Source organism: Halorhodospira sp. M38, from assembly GCF_022227985.1.
Classification (GTDB): domain Bacteria; phylum Pseudomonadota; class Gammaproteobacteria; order Nitrococcales; family Halorhodospiraceae; genus Halorhodospira; species Halorhodospira halophila_A.
Genome location: NZ_JAJNQP010000006.1, coordinates 73,882 through 94,291, shown reverse-complemented (window position 1 = coordinate 94,291; position 20,410 = coordinate 73,882). Strand labels below are relative to the sequence as shown.

The window sequence follows — 20,410 nt, the reverse complement described above, 5'->3', positions numbered from 1 at the left end:
CCCTAGCCGGAGCGGGTTGTCTGGTGCCCAAGGGGCGGGTTGGCATGTCGCCAATGAACCGCGCAGGAGGCTTCCATGACGCATCACGCGAGCGGCCATGCCCTGATCCTGGTTGATACGGACTACGAGGATCTCGAACTCCAGTACCCGAAGTATCGCCTCATTGAGGCGGGCCTGGGGGTAAAGGTTGCCGGACCCAGGGCTGGGGAGCGTTATCTCGGCAAACATGGCTATCCGCAGACCGCCGACATCGAGTTGTCGAATGCCGACCCGGGGCACTTCGATGTGCTGGTCATCCCCGGAGGTTGGGCACCCGACAAGCTGCGCCGGTCCGAGATCGTCACGTCGCTGACGGCTCGCATGTCGGAGGCCGGCAAAGTGGTCGCTTCAATCTGCCACGGACCGTGGGTGACTATCTCGGCGGGCGTGGTGGCGGGGCGAACCTATACCAGCTCACCGGCCTTAATCGATGACTTGCGCAACGCAGGGGCCCACTGGGTCGATCAGGAGGTGGCCGTGGATGGGGGGCACATCAGCAGTCGCCGGCCGGACGACCTGCCCGCATTCTGTGCTGCTTTAATGAGGGTCGTCGAGGGGCGATAGCACGGTGGCCCGGTGACCTGCGCCGTGGTTCATTGGGCACATCCTGTATTGATCAGGAATCGGACCGGTCCGGTTGACAACCGCGCCGAGTGCAGTAACTGGACGGCGCGCTTCTGCACAAGCGAGCCAGAAAGCCTTTATAACCCTCTGATCAGTGGAGGGATGTTCATAAGGTTCTGATTTGTAAAATTTTTGCCGCTGGCCAAAGTTTGCCCAAACGACCTCAAAGACGCTTAACCGGCGGGTTCAGCCGACTTTCTCCACACGGTTTTCCACAGGTTTTGTGGAATCATGCCCCCTTGGCGGTCTGCATGGGCTTGGCACGGCCGAACCGGATCCCGCATGCTGTTCGCAGGAATGCCGCCCATCGCCCAGGGAGCGAGCGATGACCGTCACCCTCCTATGCCGTGGCGATGCTCAAGAGAAGCACCCATGGAACTCCACTACCCGACACTAGCGCTCGTCCTCTGGACGGCAAGCTTGGTCGCCGGCGCCGTGATGGCGATGGTCTGGCGGATCAATCACCACGAACGGGGGCCAGCGCTGTGGGCTGCCAGCAGCTTGGTGGTGGCGTTCAGTTTTGTGCCGCTGTGGTTTGAGACGGACCTGATCAGCGGGCTGATCCTGGTCAACAATGTCGCAAGCACTGTTGCGGTCCTGCTGCTGCTCGAGGGGATTCTGCGCTTCAAGGGGGTGGGCAACGAGTATCGCAGGCTGCCCTGGTACGGAGTCTATGTGGTCACCTTGGCCAGCCTGCTGTACCTCACGCTGAGTCTCGACAACCACCAACTGCGCTACCTCTTTCTCGATGCCAACCTCTCCGGGTTGTTGCTCCTCACGGCCTTCTTCCTGGTCCGGGGGGTTGATGACCGGCTGGAGCGCCTCATATACGGCGGCACAGCCGCAGTGTTCCTGTTGCTGGCCGCCGCGGTCTTCTACCGCTGGACTCAGGCAGCCACGGGCGTTATCGGCCCCGATGATCGCGTCAACCCGGCCAGCGGTTGGATCATCTTTGCGAGCATCCCGTGGATCCTTGGCTGGACGTACGGGCTGGCCATGGCCGCGAACTTGCGTGCCCAGCGGACCATCGAGGACATGGCGCAGCACGACCCGCTAACCGGTCTGCCGAACCGACGTCTTTTAGCCGACGCCATGGAGCGGATGGCGGAGCGCTCTTCTCCAGGTAGCGGTGCTCCGGGGCAAGGCTTCGGGGTGGTCGCCCTCGACGTCAATGGCTTCAAGGAGATCAATGACCATTACGGGCATGCGTTCGGCGATGCGGCCTTGGTCAAGCTCGCCGAGCTGTTGCTCAGAGGGCTGCGTCCGGAGGATAAGGTCATAAGACTCGGCGGCGACGAGTTTGTGCTCCTGTTGCACGGGGTGACCGACCGGGCGGACCTGGAGCAACTCTGCGGGCGAGTGCTGAAGGTGCTCGAGATGCCCGTATCCGTCAAAGGGCACGTGGTTCGCTTTTCGGTCAGTCTGGGGACCTCCCTTTGCCCGGATGACAGCACCGATGCCGAGCGGTTGCTCGCGCTGGCCGATCAGCGGATGTACGCGAACAAAACCGGCAAAACGAGCGAATCAGCGGTCTGGTGTGCAGCTCCTGCGGACTGCTGAGCCATTGGCTCGACAAACCGCATCGTGGGCTGGATGGAGGTTCGGTGTCTGACGGGGACAAGGAAGGGGGTCAGGCAAATGTGGCAGGTACGGCACTAGTAGCCCCTCTGGAGGGCGTCCGGTACCTGCTGCGGTGGCCGGAGGGGCCTCGCTGGTCAGCGCACGCATGCGGGATCCGCTGCGCAGCGCGGCGTCGGCGGATAGCTAGCTCGGCGTAACCCCAGCTCACCAATCAAGGGCTTAAACCGGATCAAGACCCTCAAGCGCCAGGCCTACGGCTTCCGAATCCGGACGCCGTTTCCACAGAACTTGTGGAAAAGCCTGTGGAGACCCCCCGCGGGACGCGATGGAGTCTCGTGGAGCGGCGGTTGGCGAGAATGTGTTCACCGCCCGGGGGTTGACGAGGCCGTTTCGGGTACAGGCAGCCTGAAACGAACGCAGCACTTGCTGAGTGCGTAGACACGGCCAGCGATGAGGTCCTCTCCATGCGAAAGCAACCCATGCCTCCTGAGTCGTGCCACCCCAGCCACGAAGCGCGCCCATCGGAGGCCGGGCCGCCGGACAGCGCGCGTGGCCATGACCCTGACAGCCCGGGGCGCCGTCGGTTTCTGACCGGCGCCAGCGCAGGGCTCGCCGGCATGGCCGTAGCCGGTGCGGCGCTCGGAGGGTGGCCCGAAGGCATGCGGGAGAGCGAAGGACGGTATGCGGGCGCCGTCGTGCTGATCACGGGTGCCACCTCCGGAATCGGCGAGGCAGCTGCGCACGCGTACGCCCGAGAGGGGGCGAAGGTTTTCTTTTGCGGTCGTCGCGAGGATCTCGGCGAGTCCGTGGCCGCATCGATCCGGGACGCCGGCGGCGAGGCGACCTACATGCGCGCCGATGTGCGTGAGCGCGATGAGATGCGTGACTTTGTCGACGCATGCGTGGAGACCTATGGACGCCTGGATATTGCTTTCAACAATGCGGGAATTGAGGGGCCGCTCGGCGATTTCGACGCCATCGACGTAACCGGTGGGAACGGCTATCGGGATGTCATGCGCACCAATGTGGATGGGGTCTATTACGCGATGCGCTACGAGATCCCGGTCATGCGCGAGCAGGGGCATGGCGTGATCGTCAATACGGGTTCCATGCTTTCTCATACGGGGTCGGCACACGCTGGTACCTATGCCGCGACGAAACACGCCGTCATCGGCCTGACCCGCTCAGCCGCGGCCGCGGAGGTTGGCCACGGAGTCCGGGTGGTCAGCCTCTCTCCTGGGGCGACACGAACCGAACTGCTCCGCCGCTTCCGCGGTGGGTCCTTGGAGGGTGCGGACGAAGATCACCCGATGGGACGCATCGCCGAGCCGGAGGATATCGCCGGGATTCTGCTCCAGATCACGGCACCGGAGGCCACCTACCTGAACGGCGATGACGTGAAAGCAGACGGTGCATCGGCCGCGTCCGGCTAACCTGCGGCCACGGGTGCGAAGGGTGGCGGGGAAGCGTTTTCGTGGTTCATGGAGTCGGTCAGTGGCGGTTTCGATGGGCGGATACCGGTTGACAATCTCACGCGACGCAGAACTGGTACGGTCCAATTCTGCACAGGCAATGGAAGATCCGGCGTAACCCACTGAGTAATGGAAGGGGAAAGTGTAAGCCCCTGATGTGTGGTCGCTTTGACGCTGGCGAGACTTTAGCCAATCGACCTCGAAGGCCCTCGTTCGGCGGGTTCAGCCGACTTTCTCCACACGGTTTTCCACAGGTTTTGTGGAATCGTTCAGCCGCGCATGCGCCGCGATGTCCCGAAGCCGTTGCGTTCAGGCGCAGGGAGCGAGCAGCTCGGCGTCGTCGCTGTCCGGTTTGTTCACCCGCGCCGAAACCGGCCATAGCGTAAGGCGCGCCGGATCCAGCCGCCGGGCCGCGCTGCGGACCGCCTCGCGCTCGGTCAGGGCTGGATCCAGCCAGTCCCACCGACAGACGGGGTCGAGGATCACGGGCTGCCGGTCGTGGATCGGCCGAAGGAAGGGGGTGGCCGGTTCCGTGAGGATGGCGCAGCACGTCTGGTGCTCATCGATCCACTCCCACAGCCCGGCGAGGAGCATCACGCCATCGGGATCGTCGTCTCGAAGGGTGATGTAGTAGGGCTGTTTGCCGGCTTGCTCCTGGCGCCATTCGAAGAATCCGCTGGCGGGGATCAGGCAGCGGCGCTGGCTGAATGCACGCTTGAAGTAGGGACTGGTGGCGACCCGTTCAGCGCGGGCATTGATCGGTGCGGGCCCGTCGGTATCCGCCCACCGGGGCTTGAATCCCCAGACGGGCCAATCGAGGACAGCGGCCTCGCCGGGCTCGTCCGCGCTGCGGAAGGCGGGGATGGGGGTTCCGGGCGGGATGTTGTAGCGCGGTGCGTGCGACTCGCCCACGGACGGGATGCCGAAGAGGCTTTCGCCGATGGTCTCGAGGGGCGTGGTCAGGGCAAAGCGTCCGCACATCGACTCGTCTCCGCGTTCGGTTACACCCTATTGCGTCCTGGGGCCGCCGATGAACACGGCGACACTGACCATAGCCGGCCACATCCAGCCGATCAGAAACAGCAGGATGATGACCGCTTCCGCCGGTGCCGCCAGAATGCCCAATATCACCAGAACCACGGGTACGTTGGCGATCAAGCAGCCATTGCCTTCACGGCCATCCGTCAAGACGGTCAGGTAGACGGCAACCAGTAACAGGATCCCGGCCGCGCTCATCGAGAGCAGGGCGATAAGCACCCGATCGGCGGGTGTGTCGGACCACAACCAGATCACGTGGCCTCCGGCCAGGAGGTCCAGAAACGCGGCCAGGTAGACGCTGGCGAACCCAAGGTGCGTTCGGTTCAGCGGGGATCGAGGGAGCATCCTTTGCACTCTCCGGCCATCGGTGCGGCCCAGGGAAGGCTTGCCCCAAGTCCGGAACGATGGCGCCGATCAGCGGTCTCCGTGCCACGGCTAGCCGCCGTGCATGGACAAAGGTGCCCCTGAGTGTAGGTCGGAAGTCCGGGATTTGATACGCCTCTCAGCCGAGCCGCGGGCCAACGGAAGCCGGCAACCAAAGAACCGAGGATGGCGCCTGATGTGTTGGCGGCAACCAGCCCGCCGATGGCCGGGCCCGGCTGTGGATTGGCGGCCTGGACGACGCGCAGTAGATAGGGCAGGACAGCCCCTAGCATGACACCGGGCAGGACCATGACCAGCAGGGCAATGCCGGAGACCGCCGTCAGGTATTCCATCCAGCCCGCGCCGGAACCGACGTAGGTCAGGCCGGCCGTTGCGCTGGTCACGAACCCCGATGCGAAGGCGACCCACAGCACGATTCGGGAAGAGAGGCCACTGGTCTCGAAAGACCCGGGTGCCCTGTCTCCCGGCGACGGCGCCGGATCGGCGCAAGCTCGTTTTGCTGCCGGGGCGCGCCCCATGAATTGCCCGGTCATGGGGAACGTCCCGCCCATGAAGACTGCCCGTGCGCGCGGGCCGACGGATCCCGCGAGGGCGTTGGATGGGGCTGTCGGGCGGTCTTGTCGCCGGTGCCCGGGGTCCGGGCGGCGCTATCGGTGGGCGATGTCGATGATCCGTCGGCACGCCTGCCGGCAGATCGGGGCGTATGCAAAGGCCCAACGCGGTAGTTCGAACACCACTCGCGCCCCGCCGTTCGGTAGCGGATCGACGCGGTGCCCAGTGGCGGGAAAGCGGGCGACCGACCAGTCCCATCGGTAGGGTGGCTCGAATGTTGTAATCCGGTACCCGACTTGCAATCCAACGCCGGTGATGACAATCCGCCCTGTCGCGCCGGCATGAATGTAGCGCTCGGCCGCTATGACACGACGAACGCTCGGTCCCCAGCGTGGCCACTGATTGGTGTCCGTGAGGATCTCCCACAGGTGTTCGGGGGTGGCTCTGGAGTCGAGACCAACCTCGAGCGGCTTTTCCGGCATGGGGCGGTCGTGGCGCATTGGTATGTTCCCGGGCAGCCTGCTGACTGGCGCTGGTGGCTGAGGTTTAGAACCGACTGAAAGGCGCAGTCACTGCTCACCGCGGGCCGGTAAGCCGGGGGCGCGCAAGTCTGATTATCTTGGACTGCGCGTTGGGCAGGGGGAAGGGGTGCACGCGATGCGTATAAGCTTGCAGATGCGAATGGTTCGCAGTACCATTCTATGTGGCTTTCGTATCGAGAAGAGGTTGGTGTCATGAAGCCGAGGCTGAGGATGTTCGGACGGGCGGCGAGAGAGGTGTTCCGTACGGTGGGGCTGCTGGTCTTTGTCGCCGGCGCCGGCTATTTCCTCATCGCCGGCTACCTCACCGTCCACGAGGGTCTGGCGGGGCAACAGATGGCCGATGACCCGGAGCCGGGCTTGACAGCCGCGCTTGAGCCGGATGGGGAGCGTTGATTCTGCACAGGCGGTCGGGAACTGTTGGGTGACTCCCCGCTCGGGGGTGGTCAGGCGCTCAACCTGCTGATTGTGAAGGGTGTTCTCCTGAGCAGGTTTTGATCAATCGACCTCCGGGCCCCTCGAAATGCGGGCGCCCCCGATTTTCTCCACACGGTTTTCCACAGATTTTGTGGAATTCGCCCGCGATCCGGAACGGACCTTTTCTCCACTGCAAGAGGCGACCGAAGGCTCCGGTGCGTTCAGTGGCGGAAGCGCCTGGACGCAACAGGCAAGCGTGCTATGGTTGGCCGGAAAGGCATCCCGCGTGGCCTGTGGGCGGCAGCCCGCGGTCACCGTCCCCCGAAACTTGAGAACGGCCACTCTGGCCCGAGTTCCAGGTCGCACGCACCGTGCCGGATCCGGTACGGCTGACCGGGTTGCGCCCGCGAGCAACCGACCTGCCCCCGTCGACATAACCGATTGGCTGGATTGAATGAGTAAAAGACCCGAGATCGTTGCCGGTGGCGGTGAGCATCGAGTCCGTATTGAGGAGATCGTCTATCAGCCTGAGCGCTCCGGTGAGCATCATCGGTGATCGGGGGTGAAAAAAAGGGCCGGACCCCTTGTGGTGTCCGGCCCGAAGTACCGCTGACGTGAGCACCCAAGCGACCGTGAAGCCGCTGGATTGAATGTTACTGAAAACGATTCCTATTTGCAAGCCTGTCGCCGTCGCCTCTCCGGGGGCGAAGCTTCGGCGGTGCGTTGTCCGGATCCTTGTCTGAGTCACCACACCGCCCTCGTCGGTTCGGGCGGGACTGCTAGCCTGAGTTAGGGAGCGGCGTGGGGCGTCGTCCGCGCTATGGCGGAGCGCCCCGGCAGGCACCTGCAACCAGAGGGCGTCCCATGAGCCTGACCGAACGCCGAGCACCTGCCCGGCCCCGGTCCCGCTCGGCCGAGCCTGGCTTCGGGCCGGATACCCGGGCGCAGACCACGCACGTGCTTGGACTGGAGCTGCACGCGCCGGTCTTTATCGTCAGTGCCGGTCTCCTGCTGCTGTTCCTCGGGCTGACACTGGCCTTCGCCGAGCCGGCGCGGGATCTTCTGGAGGCGACCCTGGACGGGGTTCGCGGGCGGTTCGCCGGTGTGTTCCTCGGTACCGGGAACCTGCTGGTGCTGCTTTGTTTCGCCCTGATCCTCCTGCCCGCGGGCAACATCCGGCTCGGGGGTGCGGCGGCCCGGCCGGAGTTCGGTCGCCTCTCCTGGCTGACCATGCTCTTTGCCGCGGGCATGGGCGTGGGGCTGATGTTCTGGGCGGTGGCGGAACCGGTGGCCTATTACACCGACTGGCTTGGCACTCCGCGGGGCGTCGAGCCAGGGACCGAAGCCGCAGCCCGGCTGGCGCTGGGCGCGACCCTCTATCACTGGGGGCTGCACCCCTGGGCCATCTACGCCGTGATGGCGTTGGCTCTCGCTTTCTTTGCCTACAACCGCGGTCTGCCGCTGACCGTGCGCTCGGCCTTTTATCCGCTGCTCGGTGAGCGCACCTGGGGGCCGATCGGCCACACCATCGATATCGTCGCGGTGGTTGCGACGGTCTTCGGCCTGGCGACGTCGCTCGGATTCGGGGCCCAGCAGGCGGCCAGCGGTCTGAGCACCATCTTCGCCGGTGTCGAGGACGCGCTGGGTACCCGCCTACTGCTCATCGCGGTGGTTGTTGGTGTCGCCGTGGCGTCGGTACTGCTGGGTATCCAGCGCGGGATCCGCGTGCTGAGCAACCTCAACCTCGGAATGGCCGGGTTTTTGCTACTGTTCATCCTCGTCAGCGGGGGGCTGTTGGCGTCTGCCGTCAGTCTGGCGACCGCCGGGGTCAGCTACCTCGGCCAGCTGGTGCCGATGAGCACGCCGGTGGGCCGCGATGATGCAGGCTTCATGGAGACCTGGACTGTCTTCTACCTGGCCTGGTGGATCAGCTGGTCCCCCTTCGTGGGGATGTTCATCGCCCGTATCTCCTATGGGCGCACCGTCCGCGAGCTGGTTACGGCGGTGCTGCTGGTGCCGACTGCGGTGACGTGGCTCTGGATTAGCGCCCTGGGGGGCGAGGGGCTTCGTCAGGTCCAGGGCGGGCTCGGAGGCCTGGCCGACGGCTTGGGTGAGCGCGAGTCCATGGCACTGTTCCATCTGCTGGAGCAGTTGCCCGGTACCGAGTTCACCGCTGCGCTGGCGGTGCTGTTGGTGGTGATCTTCTTCGTGACCTCGTCGGACTCCGGCTCGCGCGTCCTGGATGCGGTAACAGCCGGCGGCCGCCTGGATACGCCGCGTATGCAACGGGTGCTGTGGGTCGTGTTGACCGGTGTGCTTGCCGCCACGCTGCTGTTCGTCGGCGGCGAGGCGGCCCTGGGTGCACTCCAGGCCGGTGCCGTGGCCAGCGGCTTGCCGTTCGCGATCGTTGTCCTTGCGCTGTCGCTGAGCCTCCTGATCGGTCTCCGGCAGGAAAGGGAGCGTCTGAGCGCGCGGGGGATGGAGCTGCAGCCGCCCCGCGGCGAGCCGACACGCGGGCGCACTGGGTTGTCACGCCCCCAGGCCGCTGGCTGCGCGTATCTGCTTGGCCCGCTCAGCGCACTGCTTCTGTTGATGCTCGAGCGCGCCGACCCGCTGGTCCGGTTCCATGCGGTGCAGTCGCTGGTCTTCTCCGCGGCGGTGCTGCTCCTTGCCGTGGCGATCCTGCTCCTGGCCGTTCCACTGGGCGGGTTGCCCCTGCTAGCGTGGATAGGCGGTGGACTGCTGCTGTTGCGCGCATGCCTGGTGGCGCTGGGCAAGGAGCCGTGGCCATGAAACGAGATCAATTGCGCCGCAAACTCGCGGATCCCAACGCGCCGCCGTTGCTGGTTCAGATCGGGCGGTTTCTGTACGGGCGCGTTACCCGCCTGTTGCTGCTGGCCGCCGCGCTGGCGCTGCTCGGCTCCATCCTGTTGTGGGGAGAGGCGGCGTTCCTGTCGCTGATCGCTTTCACCGTCCTGCTGCCGGCCACGATCATCTCCATCCTGCTGCGCTGGTGGCCAGGAGAGGTGGCCCGTGGCCGCGAACCGGGTACCTCGGCCCCTTGGCGGCGCACCCTCAATCTGCTGGCCGGCGGCATGGTGGTGACCACCCTCGGCTCGCTGATCGCCGGAGTCGGCCTGTTCGGTACGGCCGCTGGTATCATGCTGCTCACCACGGGGCTGCTCCTCCTGCCCCCGGGGATCAGCCTCACCCTGCTCGCGCTGTCCATGCGCTACCGGTTCCGGGTGGGCGGCACCGCCTACGATCCGCGCAAGCAGCTTGGCGAAGAGACCGCCGAGCCGCCCGAGCGCGTGCTGTATCGGGCCGAGGTGCACTGGGGCGTACTCCTGCCGGCCGTGCTTGCCCTGCTCACCAGCGCGCTGCTGGCAGTTGGTCCTTTCGGCGTCGTCGGCCAGGTCATCGCCACGATCCTCTATGTGCTCGTCTTCCCCGGGCTGGCGGCCTACGCTCAGGGGGTGTATTTCGATACCGAGCTGCGCGTCACCGAGAACCACCTCGTCGTCGAGACAGGTCTGATCGTGGTGCACTCGCGGGTCATCCCACTGTCGGACGTTCAGGCCCTGGGGGTCCACTACACCTGGCTCGGCCGCCTTCTTGGGTATGGCCGCGTGGTGATCACCACGCGCGACGGCGTTTGCGTGATCGTCCCCGGGATTGTTGATCCCTTCGGGATCTATCAGGTGGTCATGAGCCGGGTGATGCATGGCGGGCAGCAGGAGCCTGCCCGTCTGGTGGCTCCGGCGTTGTAACGGGCTTGGCCCGGGAGGTTGCTATGGAAGAGATCGTCGTCACCGTCGATGGCTCGGAGTACTCACTCTTCAGTGGCCTGGTGGTGGGCCATGAGCTGCAGGAGCAGAGTGGTCTGCCGTTGAGGTTGCTGTCCGTCGTGGAGCCGGAGGGCTCGGGTCCCGGCCGCCGCAAGGATATCGAGGACATGCTGCCACTGGGCGAGGCGGGAAGCCCCCGGGTCGGTGCTGCGGAGATTGAGGTAACCCCGGCCCAGCGCCCGGCGGAATACCTGGCGCAGCGCATCAGCGAGGACACGCAATCCCTCTACTGCGTGGCCACCCGTGGCCGGGGGACCATGGGCGAGGCGCTGCTCGGCAGCACCGCCGCAACGCTGACCCGACAGGCAAGTCGCCCCCTGTTGCTCAGCGGGCCGGCACTGCCCAGCGGCTGGAGCGGTCCGGTTCTGCGGATTCTGGTTCTGCTGGATGGCTCAAGCTTCGCCGAGCGGATCTTGCCCCGGGCCCTGCAGCTGGCCGAGGCGCTGGACACCGAATTACGCCTGGTCCGGGTGGCCGTCGACACCGCCGGCCAGGATACCTCGGAGGCGGCCAGTTATCTGCAGGCGCTCGCAGCGGCATGGCAGCCGAAGACCCGTCAGAAGATTAGCCACACCGTCCTCGAGTCCGAGCAGGATACCGCGGAGGCGATCACGGATTATGCGGCCAACCGGGGCAGCCTGGTGGCCATGACGACGCAGGGCTGGAGCGGGCTGGCCCAGCTGGCTCTGGGCAGCGTGGCCCATGCGGTGGTCCGCCAGTCGTCCGTACCGGTGATGGTGTTCAATCCAGGGCACGAGGACGACGAGGCTTGAGGTCCGCAGGCTTTTTGTCGGCGGCGTGGGCATCCGCCGTCGGCTGGAAGTGCGTCATAATGGGATAGTCGTGCTGCTCGGAGTGCGTAATGAAGATCGTTTATTGGGGAGTCGGGCTTGCGGTCGTTCTGGTGGTGGGTGTCATCGTTGCCTGGTGGGTCGTGGTCCGCGGCGTCGAGACACCGGAGTACTCGGTGGTCCTGCAGGATGGCGACCGCGAGCTGAGGGATTATCCGGCGCTTCGGGTGGCCGAGGTCGAGCGCAGCGGCAGCCGGGGCGATGCGGTCAGTGCCGGGTTCCGGCCGCTGGCTGGCTACATCTTTGCACGTGAGCGCGAGGGTGATTCCATCGCCATGACGGCCCCGGTGACCCAGACGCCGGAAGGCGAGGGGCGCTGGTTGGTGCGTTTCATCATGCCGGCAAAGTACTCCCTGGACGACCTGCCCCGGCCGGCGGGCGAGGAGATCACCCTGCGCGAACTCGACCCGCAGCGAATGGCAGCCATTCGCTTCTCGGGCCGTGCCAGCGATTCGATGGTCGAGGAGCACGAGCGCAGGCTCCGCGAGTGGATGACGGATCAGGGGCTGGAGGCCGCCGGCGAGCCGGTTTATGCCTATTACGATGATCCGATGACCCCGGGGTTTCTGCGCCGGAACGAGATCCTGATCCCGGTCGAGGATGCGCCGGCGGAGGCGGCGTCGTAAGCGCCGTCTAGCGCATCCACCGGCAACGGCTCAGCGGGGGCGGGACCCGCCCCCTCCGTCCACTGGCCGAACGCACGATGGCCACGCCCTGCTCGACGCGTAGCACCCAAACCGTGTCGCCGGCAGTCAGCTCACCGCGATCCTCGAGCATGGCCGGCAGGGGGGTGTCCTCACCCTGAGGCTGGACGCAGGGGATGCCGTCTTCATCGACGTCAACTTCGGCGAGCGTGTAGTCCCGTGCTTCCCGCTTGAGCCGGTGCCTTTCCCGGCGTTGGATGGCTGGCGGCAGAAAGCGGGCAGCAGCGGCCCCGACGAGTAGTGCGATCACGAACTGGTGGGCATCGCCGAGGGCCAGGCTGGCGAGCGCCGCTGCCAGGGCGCCGATGGCCGCGGCCAGCAGATAGCCACCCTGCAGGCTCGACGGGCGGGCGCCGAGGTCGATGGCTGCCAGGACGGCAGCGATCAGCAGCCACAGAAACATGGCTTAGACGCGGTCCCGTTTCAGGCGTTCGGCGGCCCGCCGCCGCGCCTCGGTGCGGGAGAGCTTGCCTGCCGCGCGTTCCTGCTCGGCGGCCTCCAGGCGATCGGCCTGTTCCGTGTCGCCGTGGCAGGCGCGGGTCAGTGGGTCGTCGCGGCTGCCCGGGGCGCGCCCGTCGCGACGGCGCTGGATGATGACGGCGACCACCAGCGCCGCCAGTGCCAGCCCAACCAGCATCAAGAATTCAAAAGCCAATGCCCCATGCCTCCACGGCTCACGATTGCACGCGTGGTTCCGAACCCTTGGAGGAATCTAGCCGATTCCCGGGCGGCGAGCAAAGAGCAGGTGGCCCGGAGGGCCCGGGGAGCGCCAGAGGGCGCACTCCCCGGCCTGCCGTGCGGAACGTTTAGAATCGGACCTTGGCAGCCAGCCGCATGTCGCGTCCCGGCTCGCGTGCGTAATCGCTATCCTCGACGGTCTCACCGGCTGCGTACCGCGGGATGGCGGTGTGGCTGGCGTACTCTTCGTCGAAGAGGTTGTGCACGATGAAATAGAGGGTGACGTCCTCGTCGCCCCCGGGCTGCCAGCGCATCTGCACATCATGGGTGGTGTAGCCGTCGCGTTCGCCGTCGCCCGGGATCACCCGCTCCAGGTCCGCGACCGCCTTCAGCGTGTAGCCGACCTGGAGAGCCGGGTGGAACTGGTAGACGCTGTCCCAGACCAGGCGATCCCCCTGCGGGCCGACGGCACGGACCAGCTGCTGGCGTCCGGAGGGCTCGCCGGGGGTCAGGGTGTCTCCGTCCCCGAGGCCGCGCACCTTGTCGTGGGTGAAGCTCACGGAGCTGTAAAGAGCTTCCCCGCGCCACGCGGCCTTGAGCGTGTAGCCCTCGGTGGTGATCTGATCGTCGAGGTTATCGATGCTCTGGATCGGTTGCCGTCCGAGACGTGTGGGTTGCTCGAACCCGTAGAGGATCAGGTCGTCGATATCGGTCCGGAACAGGGTGCCGGAAAGCTCCAGTCGGCCGCCGGCCAGCGGCTGCTCGGACCGGACGCCGGCCTCGGTCGTAGCGCTGGTCTGCGGGTCGTCATACTCGATGCGAGTCGCCTCGAACTCGTCGAGGTTGAAATCGTCAGGTACCTCGTTCTCATCGAATTGGTCGCGGCTGCCGATGTTCCGGTCCAGATGCAGCGTCGTGGTCCCCGAGCGGCCCTGGGCGGACTCGCCGTAGCCCACGAAGAGCTCGGTTGACGGGGTGGCCCAGTAGCCGATCCGGGCGTTGGTGGAGACCTCCGAGAAGTCCACCGACTCCCCTAGTTGTTCATAGTCGGTCTCCATCCAGTCGCCCCGAACCCCCAGCGAGAGATCCAGTCGCTCGCTCTCGAGCCGGTTCTGGATAAACGCCCCCTGGGACTCGTAGGTCAGGATGTCGCCGCCCCGGCTCGGATGGTCGCCTTCCCCGGTATCCCGTTCGATATCGCCGCCGACGGTCAGGCGGTTCACCCCGTGGCCCAACGGCCCCAGGGAACCCCGCGCGAGCGTGGCGGTGTTGGCCAGGCGGCCGCCGACACCGTCGCTGAGAAAGCCGACCCCCTCATCGCGGTCCTCCCACTCGCTCTGATTGCGGTAAAGGTGGAACTCCAGGTCGACCCACCGCGTCTCCGGGTGGAACTCGTAGTTGAGGCTGGTCGTCTCCCGCACCATACGCTGATCGGCAAGGTCGTCCTCTTCAAAGGGCGGACGATCGCCGCCGCTGAGAGGCAATTCCCCCAGGTTCTCGTTCTCCTCATAGCCAAGTCGGACCCGCTGCTGTTCGCCATCGGCGTTGAGCCGAAGCAGCAGATTGCGGTCATCGTACGCCGTGTAATCCTTGATCTCGCCACCACCGAGGCGATAGTCCTCGGTGGTCGTGTAACTGCCCCCCACGAGCAGTCCGATCCGTTCGGTGGGGTAGATGGCGCCGGCTGCACTGGTGGCCAGGGAGTCGGCCGCGCTGCCCCGGACGCCCCGCGCGAAGCCGCCGTAGCCGGTCTCGGGGTCGACGAGGTCGCCTGCGTCGATGGTCTCGAAGCGCACCGAGCCGCCGGTGGCGCCGTGGCCGTCGTCCGCCGCCGGCGGTCCGGGTTCGGCCTCGGCGTAGCGGAGGAAGGCGGGATCGATCCCGGCGAGGCCGCCCCGGTGGTTGTGCAGATCCCGGCCCTGCCGGGCGCCGTCGACCGTGACCCGGGTCTGGCTCCCCTCGATACCGCGCAGATAGAGGCGTTGCGCCTGGCGTGGACCGCCCACGTGGGATTCCGAGTCGCCCCGGAACAGGTCCTGCAACCGGTGGGACTGTTGCCGGCTGATCCGCTCGGTGCCGCTGCCTTCGGTCTCCTCGGGCGGCTCGACGAGGACTTCGGGGAGCGCGGTCGGGGCCTCATCGGCCCCGGCGGTGGTGCTGAGGGCGCCGAGCACCGCCAGGCTGGTGCAGGTGAGAAGCGGCGTCTGCGTTCGTTTCGGATGCATCGTGCAAAGCCTCCTGATGGCCAGTCCAAAGTGCGATCCCCGGGTAGGCCCCGGGTGGATCACGGTTTACGCAGTGGCTGGCTGGGTGCAGGGGGCAGCACCTGGCTCGCGAAAATGGAATAAAAAACGATGGAATGTAGGGCGTAGAGCCGGGGGGGAACGGCCCGGGTCATTTGGTCAGGATGAGTTTGCCCTGTCTTGTCTCACGGAGCTGGTACGCCTCACCGCGGTGGTGGATGAAGACCCGATTCGTGCCGTTGAAGAGGGCAGCGCTGTCCATGTGCGGGGTCCTTGAGGTCTGTTCGCTCTGATGATCGCTCGGGGTGGGAACCTTCTGGCTGTGGGCGGCGGTCGTCGGCTCCTGGTTCCGTTTGGTCATGGCTGCTTCCTCTGATTGCCGTGCCTCTGCCCGTGCCCGGAGCGTCAATCCGCCAGGGCGCGGATGAGAATCATTAGCGAATGCGATTCTAGTCCGGAATGTCCGGTCGGGCAACCGGCTGTGCAGCTAGACAGCGGCGGCGGATAAGGGGCGCTATCGGATGAGGATTGATCGACTGCGCAGGTTGCTCCGCGAGCTCGCCAGCCCGGGCGGGTTTCGCCGCCACCCCCTGCTGGCGGTGACCTTGGCGCTCATTGTGGCCCTGATCATCTTCGGGTTGGCGCTGCGCCCGGTCTGATCACCGGTCGGGCACGGGGCTTCAGGGCGCCAGCGCCCCGGTCAGCGCACCGGCCGCTACCCCGGCGAGTACTGGCAGCGGCAGGGAGACCAGCAGGCGGGCCGCGGTGGTGCGCACGCCGAGCATCGGCAGCTCGAAGGCGGCGACGCGGTGGAAGGCGAGCACCGACCAGGCGGTGATCAGTGCGATGAGCTGAGCCATGCCGGCGCCGGCGTCGCTCAGCACCACGACTAGAGGGAAGGCGACCACCGGTCCGCCGGGCAGGAAGCCGCCGAGCAACGATGCGATCAGGATCCCTGCGCCGCCCGAGTCCTCGCCGAACAGCGAGCCGACCGCCTCGGCCGGAATCAGCACGGCCAGGAAGGCTGCCGCGATGAGCGCTACCGGCAGGCGCGTGAGCAGCGGCTGGAGTTGTCGCCAGCCCTCCCGGGCGGCGGCACGATGGCTGCCGTGGGGCTGGAACTGCGCGATCGCCGCGCAGATCCCCAGCAGGATGAGGATGGTCACAAAAGCACTCAGCATGCCCAACGTCTCACGCGACGGCCCAACGGGCGGGCCAGGAGTGCGGCCAGAAAGGGCAGGGGCAGGGAGACGAGCATCTTCAGCGCAACGAAGTCGAGCCCGAAGAACGGGATCTCCCAGACCAGGGCGCGGTTCAGGCCGAGGACCGACCAGGCGGTGAGGTAGGCGACGCACACCTCGAACGCGGCCCCCGAGCGCAGGAGGGCCACCACCAGCGGGAAGGCCGCGAACGGGCCGCCCGGAGTGAGGGCGCCGGCAGCCGTGGCCAGGGCGAGGCCACGCACGCCGCTGCGCTCGCCCAGCCAGCGTTCAATGGCGTGGCGCGGGATCAGTGTCTGTACATAGCCGGACATGAGCAGCGCAGCCACCAGGATCGGTGCCACCTGCAGCATCAACTCGCCGGCCCGGCTGAGTGCGTCCCACCAGGCCGCCGGGCCATGGAGCACGTAGACCGCGGCCCCGGCGCCCAGCGCCAGCACCGCGAAGAAGATCGTCATCGGATCCAGGTACCGCGCGGACATGCGCGTGTGCCCCTGGTCACGGTCGTGGGGGGCTGTCACGCCGGCTCGGTGTGGTTCTGACCCAGGCTGAAAACCTGGCTGAGTTGGGCGTCGTCCAGATTGCCGATCCACTGCTCGCCGCTTTCCACCGTCATCTCCGTCAGTGCGCGCTTGGACTGGATCATGTCGTTGATCCGCTCCTCGAAGGTGCCCTGGGTCAGCAGGCGGTGGACCTGAACCGTCTGCGTTTGCCCGATGCGGTAGGCGCGGTCCGTGGCCTGGGCCTCGACGGCCGGGTTCCACCACAGGTCGAAGTGGATGACGTGGGAGGCCGCAGTCAGGTTGAGTCCGGTGCCGGCGGCCTTCAGGGACAGCACCAGTACCCGTTCGGTGCGATCATTCTGGAAGCGGTGGACGACTGCGTCGCGCTGGTTTCTCGAGAGTCCGCCATGCAGGAACGCCGGTGTGCGGCCGGTGGCCTCGGCGACGGCCTCCTGGAGCAAGCTGCCGGCCTCGCGGAACTGCGTGAACACGATCGCCTTCTCGTGCCGGCGCTGGATCGGTTCGAGGAGTTCGAGCAGGCGCTGCATCTTGCCCGACGCCTCGCTCCCGTCTTCGCCCTCCTTAAGGTACTGGCGCGGGTGGTTACAGATCTGCTTGAGCGCCAGGATCATCTGTAGCACCAGACCCTGGCGCCGGAACGTATCGGAGGTTCCCTGGATGACCTCCAGGCCCTCGCGCACCACCGATTCGTACAGCGCACTCTGTTCGGGAGTGAGCTGACAGTACTGATCCTGCTCGATCTTCTCCGGCAGGTCGGTGATGATGCTTCGGTCGGTCTTCAGCCGTCGCAGCAGGAAAGGGGCCGTGACCCGGCGAAAGCGCGTGGCCGTCTTCTGGTCACCGTGGGTCTGGATCGGGGTGACGTACTCGCGCGTGAAGCGCTTCAGGGTGCCGAGCAGGCCCGGATTGCAAAAGTCCATCAGGCTCCAGTACTCGGTGAGTCGGTTCTCCACCGGGGTGCCGCTCATGGCTACCCGGGCGCCGGCGGGGATGGATTTGATCGCCTTGGTCTGGGCCGCCTGGGGGTTCTTGAGGTTGTGTGCCTCGTCGACCACCAGCGCGCGCCAGGACTGCCGCCGCAGCCTTGCGGCGTCGGTTCGCGCCACGCCGTAGGTCGTGAGCACGACGCCGGTTCCCTGCGCATCGTCCGGCAGGGCGCGCCGGCCGCCGTGGTAAGTGGTGGCACCCAGCTCGGGGGCGAATTGCTGGATTTCGCGCATCCAGTTGCTTAGCAGGCTGGTCGGGACCACGACCAGCGCCGGTCGCCCGGCCAGTTCCCCGTCGTCGCGGAGCTGCGCGAGCAGGGCCAGAATCTGCACGGTCTTGCCCAGGCCCATGTCGTCGGCGATCACGCAGCCCAGACCGGCGCGGACATTGCCGTAGAGCCACTGGAAGCCGCGTTGCTGGTAGGGGCGCAGCTGCGCAGCCAGTGATCGGGGGGGCGCGCGCTCAAGGTCCTGGTGCAGAGCTGCGACCCGTTCCCGGGCGCTCTCGTCCAACTGCACTGGCGTCCCGGCGTACTCCCCCGTGAGCGCGACTCGGGTCAGCTCCGCGCCGTCAACCTTCGGCGGGTTGGCCAGGTTGCGGCGGACACGTTCGATCTCCTGCGGGTCGAGGTAAACATATTGTCCGCGGAAGCGGACCAGCCCGGTCGCCCCTTCCACCAAGTCCTCAAAGGTTCCCGGGTCGATCACGTCATCGCCCACTGCCACCTGCCAGTCGAAGCGGAACAGATCGTTGGCGTTGAGGTGGCCGTCGCTGTCGCTACTGCTGGCGGTGAGCCTCATCGTTGCGCTCGGTGGTCGGCCCAGTCGCTCCAGCGACCGGGGCAGCAGCGTGCGGACGCCGAGCAGCTGCAGTGTCGGGAAGACGTTGAAGAGCAGTTCCGGCAGCTCGTCGAGGGTGAGTGATAGCGGTGTGCGGCCCCCGCCACGCAGGTAGTCGCGCAGCGGGTCGTAGGCATCGGCGAGCATCGCCGTGGTGCGCAGCAGCTCGCTGTGCCCGTCGCCGCGCTCGGCGAGGGCGTCGGCGAGCGGGCGATGGGCGCCCGCACCGTTGCCGCCCGGCTCATCGCCGACCTCGATGGAGAGTTCGAAGGATTCGGGCTGCGGCTCGTCCACACGCAGGATCAGGGTCTGCGCCGCTTCGGCCAGGTGCAAACGGCGCAGCCAATGGTGCAGGCTGGCGGCGGTGCCGCCCTGGCCGGGATCCGACAGCCAGGCGCAGCCACCGCCGAAAAGCAGGTCGGCCACCGGGTCAGCGGCTGCATTGCTGGCAAGCTCGCTCCACTCCCGGATCCAGTAATCGATGAACAGGCCGCAGAGCAGACGGGCCCGGGTCCGGCGGTCGAGGCCCTGGTCGGCCCCGGGCTCGTCCAGGCGGATGACCCCTTCCGGGGTGCCCGCAGCAAGGCTGCGCAGGAGCGTATTGACCTGCGGATCCAGGCTCGCTGGCATCCACAGGACGCTGGTGCCGCCCCGGTCGATGGCCAGTACCCAGGGTACCGCCGCGCCGGCGGCGGTCAGGTGCAGGGCGGCGCGGTAGGCCGCATGCAGGGCTGCAACCTCCGGCTGCAGGTCGGCCACCTGGTCGGCGTCCAGGGGCGCGAGCAGCTCGACGAGGTCCGCGAGCTCTGCAGCCGCTTCACAGCCGTCGATCTGGACGTCGCCGTCGGCATCCACCCGAATGGTGGGGCGGTCGTCCGGGGTCAGGGTGGTGGCTTGGGTCTGCGCCTCCTGGACCTGTGCGTCGGTGCGTGCGGCGTCGCTCAGCGTGCGCTGGGCCTGCCGGGCGACACGCCGTATCTGGGTGCGCCAGAGCTTGCGGTAGCTGTTCAGCCCGCCGATCGGCGGTTCCTGGGGGAGGGCGTCCGGGATCGCCTCGATGCGATCGGGCAGCCGTGAGAAATCTAGCTCGGCGAGCACTGCCGGGTCGGCCGCTGTCTCCTCCGGTGCCGCGCTGCCGGCGCACAGTGCCGCCGCCAGGCTCGGCGGCGCCCCCTGGGCGTCGTTCTCTGGAAGTTCATGGCCCCGCTCGCGCAGCGCGCCGAGTAAGTCGACCCCGCGCAATCGGAAGACCAGGAACGGATCTGTATCGATCTCGCGTGTCAGCAGATAGACCGCCGCCGCTAGGTGCTTGCACGGGACGGCCCAGTCCGGGCACGAGCAGCGCATGCCCAGCTCCTGCCAGCTGCTCGGGAAGACGGGGATGCCCGCCGCCTTGGCGCGCTCCAGTACCGCCGGATCCAGCTGCCTGTTGAGCAGCCCTGCGAGCAGCGCCGGATCATCGGCAATGGCCTCGATCAGCTGCCGGGTCTGATCCGCCGGCAACGCAGGGATCCGCAGGTGCACCTTGTAAGGCTGGCGACGCGACCCCTTCACCCGGGCGGTGACCTCGCCCTGATCGATGGTCAGGGCCTGGACGGACCCGTTGTTGGCGTAACGCCGGCCCCGTGGCAGGCGGTTGGTGTAATCGATTTCGTGCAGGGCGCCAAGCCACTGCTCGCCCCACCAGGTCCGGCCGAAGTTTGCGCGCGTCATGGCTGCCCAGCTTAGCGGCTGGCACCGTCCCGGCCAAGCGCGCTGCCGGGGGGCTGCGGGGCCCGGCGGCCCCGCCCCGGTTCTCCCAGCGTCCGTTTCCCGATATTCTGGGAGGCTGAAACCAGCCTGCGGCGGTTTGTCGTAGCGGCTCACCCCT

Annotated in this window: 18 protein-coding genes and 1 pseudogene; 9 read left to right on the top strand and 10 right to left on the bottom strand. The window is 66.9% G+C overall.

The window, feature by feature from the left end; genetic code table 11:
- The first annotated feature begins 75 nt into the window (after positions 1–75).
- The 3 genes from LRA98_RS05860 to LRA98_RS05850 all read left to right on the top strand — a co-directional run bounded on the left by LRA98_RS05860 (position 76) and on the right by LRA98_RS05850 (position 3,677).
- Positions 76–603, top strand: coding sequence for a type 1 glutamine amidotransferase domain-containing protein (locus LRA98_RS05860; RefSeq protein ID WP_238633114.1), 528 nt, complete (start codon positions 76–78; stop codon positions 601–603).
- Positions 604–1,035: 432 nt separating this feature from the next.
- Positions 1,036–2,223, top strand: a complete 1,188-nt coding sequence (locus tag LRA98_RS05855; RefSeq protein WP_238633115.1) for a GGDEF domain-containing protein — start codon at positions 1,036–1,038, stop codon at positions 2,221–2,223.
- Between the two features lie 680 nt (positions 2,224–2,903).
- Positions 2,904–3,677: an SDR family NAD(P)-dependent oxidoreductase gene (locus LRA98_RS05850; RefSeq protein ID WP_238633116.1), complete on the top strand. Its 774-nt coding sequence runs from the start codon at positions 2,904–2,906 to the stop codon at positions 3,675–3,677.
- Positions 3,678–4,025: 348 nt separating this feature from the next.
- On the opposite strand, the gene LRA98_RS05845 is transcribed toward LRA98_RS05850, so the two are convergent.
- From LRA98_RS05845 to LRA98_RS05835, 3 genes are all read right to left on the bottom strand, one after another.
- Positions 4,026–4,697: an SOS response-associated peptidase gene (locus LRA98_RS05845; RefSeq protein WP_238633117.1), complete on the bottom strand. Its 672-nt coding sequence runs from the start codon at positions 4,695–4,697 to the stop codon at positions 4,026–4,028.
- A gap of 27 nt (positions 4,698–4,724) precedes the next feature.
- The gene (locus LRA98_RS05840) at positions 4,725–5,099 is read right to left on the bottom strand and encodes a hypothetical protein (protein ID WP_238633118.1); all 375 of its coding nucleotides are present in this window, start codon (positions 5,097–5,099) and stop codon (positions 4,725–4,727) included.
- 686 nt (positions 5,100–5,785) lie between these two features.
- Positions 5,786–6,172, bottom strand: a complete 387-nt coding sequence (locus tag LRA98_RS05835; protein ID WP_238633176.1) for an SRPBCC family protein — start codon at positions 6,170–6,172, stop codon at positions 5,786–5,788.
- 252 nt (positions 6,173–6,424) lie between these two features.
- Between LRA98_RS05835 and LRA98_RS05830 the strand changes: the two genes are divergently transcribed.
- The 5 genes and pseudogenes from LRA98_RS05830 to LRA98_RS05810 all read left to right on the top strand — a co-directional run bounded on the left by LRA98_RS05830 (position 6,425) and on the right by LRA98_RS05810 (position 11,971).
- Positions 6,425–6,625, top strand: a complete 201-nt coding sequence (locus LRA98_RS05830) for a hypothetical protein (RefSeq protein ID WP_201169393.1) — start codon at positions 6,425–6,427, stop codon at positions 6,623–6,625.
- A gap of 885 nt (positions 6,626–7,510) precedes the next feature.
- Positions 7,511–9,100: pseudogene (locus LRA98_RS05825) on the top strand (BCCT family transporter); the annotation flags it as partial.
- Between the two features lie 335 nt (positions 9,101–9,435).
- A complete protein-coding gene (locus LRA98_RS05820) occupies positions 9,436–10,416 on the top strand; it encodes a PH domain-containing protein (protein ID WP_201169384.1) in 981 nt (326 codons plus the stop codon).
- Positions 10,417–10,439: 23 nt separating this feature from the next.
- On the top strand, positions 10,440–11,267 hold the full coding sequence (locus LRA98_RS05815) for a universal stress protein (RefSeq protein WP_201169382.1): 828 nt from the start codon (positions 10,440–10,442) through the stop codon (positions 11,265–11,267).
- An 89-nt stretch (positions 11,268–11,356) separates the two neighbouring features.
- Positions 11,357–11,971: an SOUL family heme-binding protein gene (locus tag LRA98_RS05810; RefSeq protein WP_201169380.1), complete on the top strand. Its 615-nt coding sequence runs from the start codon at positions 11,357–11,359 to the stop codon at positions 11,969–11,971.
- A gap of 7 nt (positions 11,972–11,978) precedes the next feature.
- Here LRA98_RS05810 and LRA98_RS05805 read toward each other — a convergent pair whose 3' ends face one another.
- The 4 genes from LRA98_RS05805 to LRA98_RS05790 all read right to left on the bottom strand — a co-directional run bounded on the left by LRA98_RS05805 (position 11,979) and on the right by LRA98_RS05790 (position 15,331).
- Positions 11,979–12,452, bottom strand: a complete 474-nt coding sequence (locus LRA98_RS05805) for a hypothetical protein (RefSeq protein WP_201169378.1) — start codon at positions 12,450–12,452, stop codon at positions 11,979–11,981.
- Between the two features lie 3 nt (positions 12,453–12,455).
- Positions 12,456–12,704: a hypothetical protein gene (locus LRA98_RS05800; protein WP_201169376.1), complete on the bottom strand. Its 249-nt coding sequence runs from the start codon at positions 12,702–12,704 to the stop codon at positions 12,456–12,458.
- 151 nt (positions 12,705–12,855) lie between these two features.
- On the bottom strand, positions 12,856–14,952 hold the full coding sequence (locus LRA98_RS05795; protein WP_238633120.1) for a TonB-dependent receptor domain-containing protein: 2,097 nt from the start codon (positions 14,950–14,952) through the stop codon (positions 12,856–12,858).
- Between the two features lie 169 nt (positions 14,953–15,121).
- Positions 15,122–15,331 carry a hemin uptake protein HemP gene (locus tag LRA98_RS05790; protein WP_238633121.1) on the bottom strand — a complete coding sequence of 70 codons (210 nt, stop codon included), beginning with the start codon at positions 15,329–15,331 and terminating at the stop codon, positions 15,122–15,124.
- A gap of 160 nt (positions 15,332–15,491) precedes the next feature.
- Between LRA98_RS05790 and LRA98_RS05785 the strand changes: the two genes are divergently transcribed.
- A complete protein-coding gene (locus LRA98_RS05785; RefSeq protein ID WP_201169367.1) occupies positions 15,492–15,629 on the top strand; it encodes a hypothetical protein in 138 nt (45 codons plus the stop codon).
- Between the two features lie 21 nt (positions 15,630–15,650).
- Here LRA98_RS05785 and LRA98_RS05780 read toward each other — a convergent pair whose 3' ends face one another.
- Genes LRA98_RS05780 through LRA98_RS05770 form a run of 3 tightly spaced genes read right to left on the bottom strand, consistent with a single transcriptional unit; the run spans position 15,651 to position 20,253 of the window.
- Positions 15,651–16,151 (bottom strand): hypothetical protein, encoded by a 501-nt coding sequence (locus LRA98_RS05780; protein WP_238633122.1) that lies wholly within the window; start codon positions 16,149–16,151, stop codon positions 15,651–15,653.
- Positions 16,145–16,672: a permease gene (locus tag LRA98_RS05775; RefSeq protein ID WP_238633123.1), complete on the bottom strand. Its 528-nt coding sequence runs from the start codon at positions 16,670–16,672 to the stop codon at positions 16,145–16,147. The genes LRA98_RS05780 and LRA98_RS05775 overlap by 7 nt, the downstream gene beginning before the upstream one ends.
- 35 nt (positions 16,673–16,707) lie before the next feature.
- Complete coding sequence (locus LRA98_RS05770) at positions 16,708–20,253, bottom strand: SNF2-related protein (RefSeq protein WP_238633124.1); 3,546 nt, start codon at positions 20,251–20,253, stop codon at positions 16,708–16,710.
- Positions 20,254–20,410 lie beyond the last annotated feature (157 nt).

Bases quoted from the DNA above. Each gene is read 5' to 3' on its own strand.
- LRA98_RS05840 (WP_238633118.1), bottom strand. From the start codon at position 5,099: ATGCTCCCTCGATCCCCGCTGAACCGAACGCACCTTGGGTTCGCCAGC.
- LRA98_RS05810 (WP_201169380.1), top strand. From the start codon at position 11,357: ATGAAGATCGTTTATTGGGGAGTCGGGCTTGCGGTCGTTCTGGTGGTG.
- LRA98_RS05855 (WP_238633115.1), top strand. From the start codon at position 1,036: ATGGAACTCCACTACCCGACACTAGCGCTCGTCCTCTGGACGGCAAGC.
- LRA98_RS05780 (WP_238633122.1), bottom strand. From the start codon at position 16,151: ATGCTGAGTGCTTTTGTGACCATCCTCATCCTGCTGGGGATCTGCGCG.
- LRA98_RS05815 (WP_201169382.1), top strand. From the start codon at position 10,440: ATGGAAGAGATCGTCGTCACCGTCGATGGCTCGGAGTACTCACTCTTC.
- LRA98_RS05775 (WP_238633123.1), bottom strand. From the start codon at position 16,672: ATGTCCGCGCGGTACCTGGATCCGATGACGATCTTCTTCGCGGTGCTG.
- LRA98_RS05795 (WP_238633120.1), bottom strand. From the start codon at position 14,952: ATGCATCCGAAACGAACGCAGACGCCGCTTCTCACCTGCACCAGCCTG.
- LRA98_RS05845 (WP_238633117.1), bottom strand. From the start codon at position 4,697: ATGTGCGGACGCTTTGCCCTGACCACGCCCCTCGAGACCATCGGCGAA.
- LRA98_RS05830 (WP_201169393.1), top strand. From the start codon at position 6,425: ATGAAGCCGAGGCTGAGGATGTTCGGACGGGCGGCGAGAGAGGTGTTC.
- LRA98_RS05835 (WP_238633176.1), bottom strand. From the start codon at position 6,172: ATGCCGGAAAAGCCGCTCGAGGTTGGTCTCGACTCCAGAGCCACCCCC.
- LRA98_RS05790 (WP_238633121.1), bottom strand. From the start codon at position 15,331: ATGACCAAACGGAACCAGGAGCCGACGACCGCCGCCCACAGCCAGAAG.
- LRA98_RS05805 (WP_201169378.1), bottom strand. From the start codon at position 12,452: ATGTTTCTGTGGCTGCTGATCGCTGCCGTCCTGGCAGCCATCGACCTC.
- LRA98_RS05820 (WP_201169384.1), top strand. From the start codon at position 9,436: ATGAAACGAGATCAATTGCGCCGCAAACTCGCGGATCCCAACGCGCCG.
- LRA98_RS05770 (WP_238633124.1), bottom strand. From the start codon at position 20,253: ATGACGCGCGCAAACTTCGGCCGGACCTGGTGGGGCGAGCAGTGGCTT.
- LRA98_RS05785 (WP_201169367.1), top strand. From the start codon at position 15,492: ATGAGGATTGATCGACTGCGCAGGTTGCTCCGCGAGCTCGCCAGCCCG.
- LRA98_RS05850 (WP_238633116.1), top strand. From the start codon at position 2,904: ATGCGGGAGAGCGAAGGACGGTATGCGGGCGCCGTCGTGCTGATCACG.
- LRA98_RS05860 (WP_238633114.1), top strand. From the start codon at position 76: ATGACGCATCACGCGAGCGGCCATGCCCTGATCCTGGTTGATACGGAC.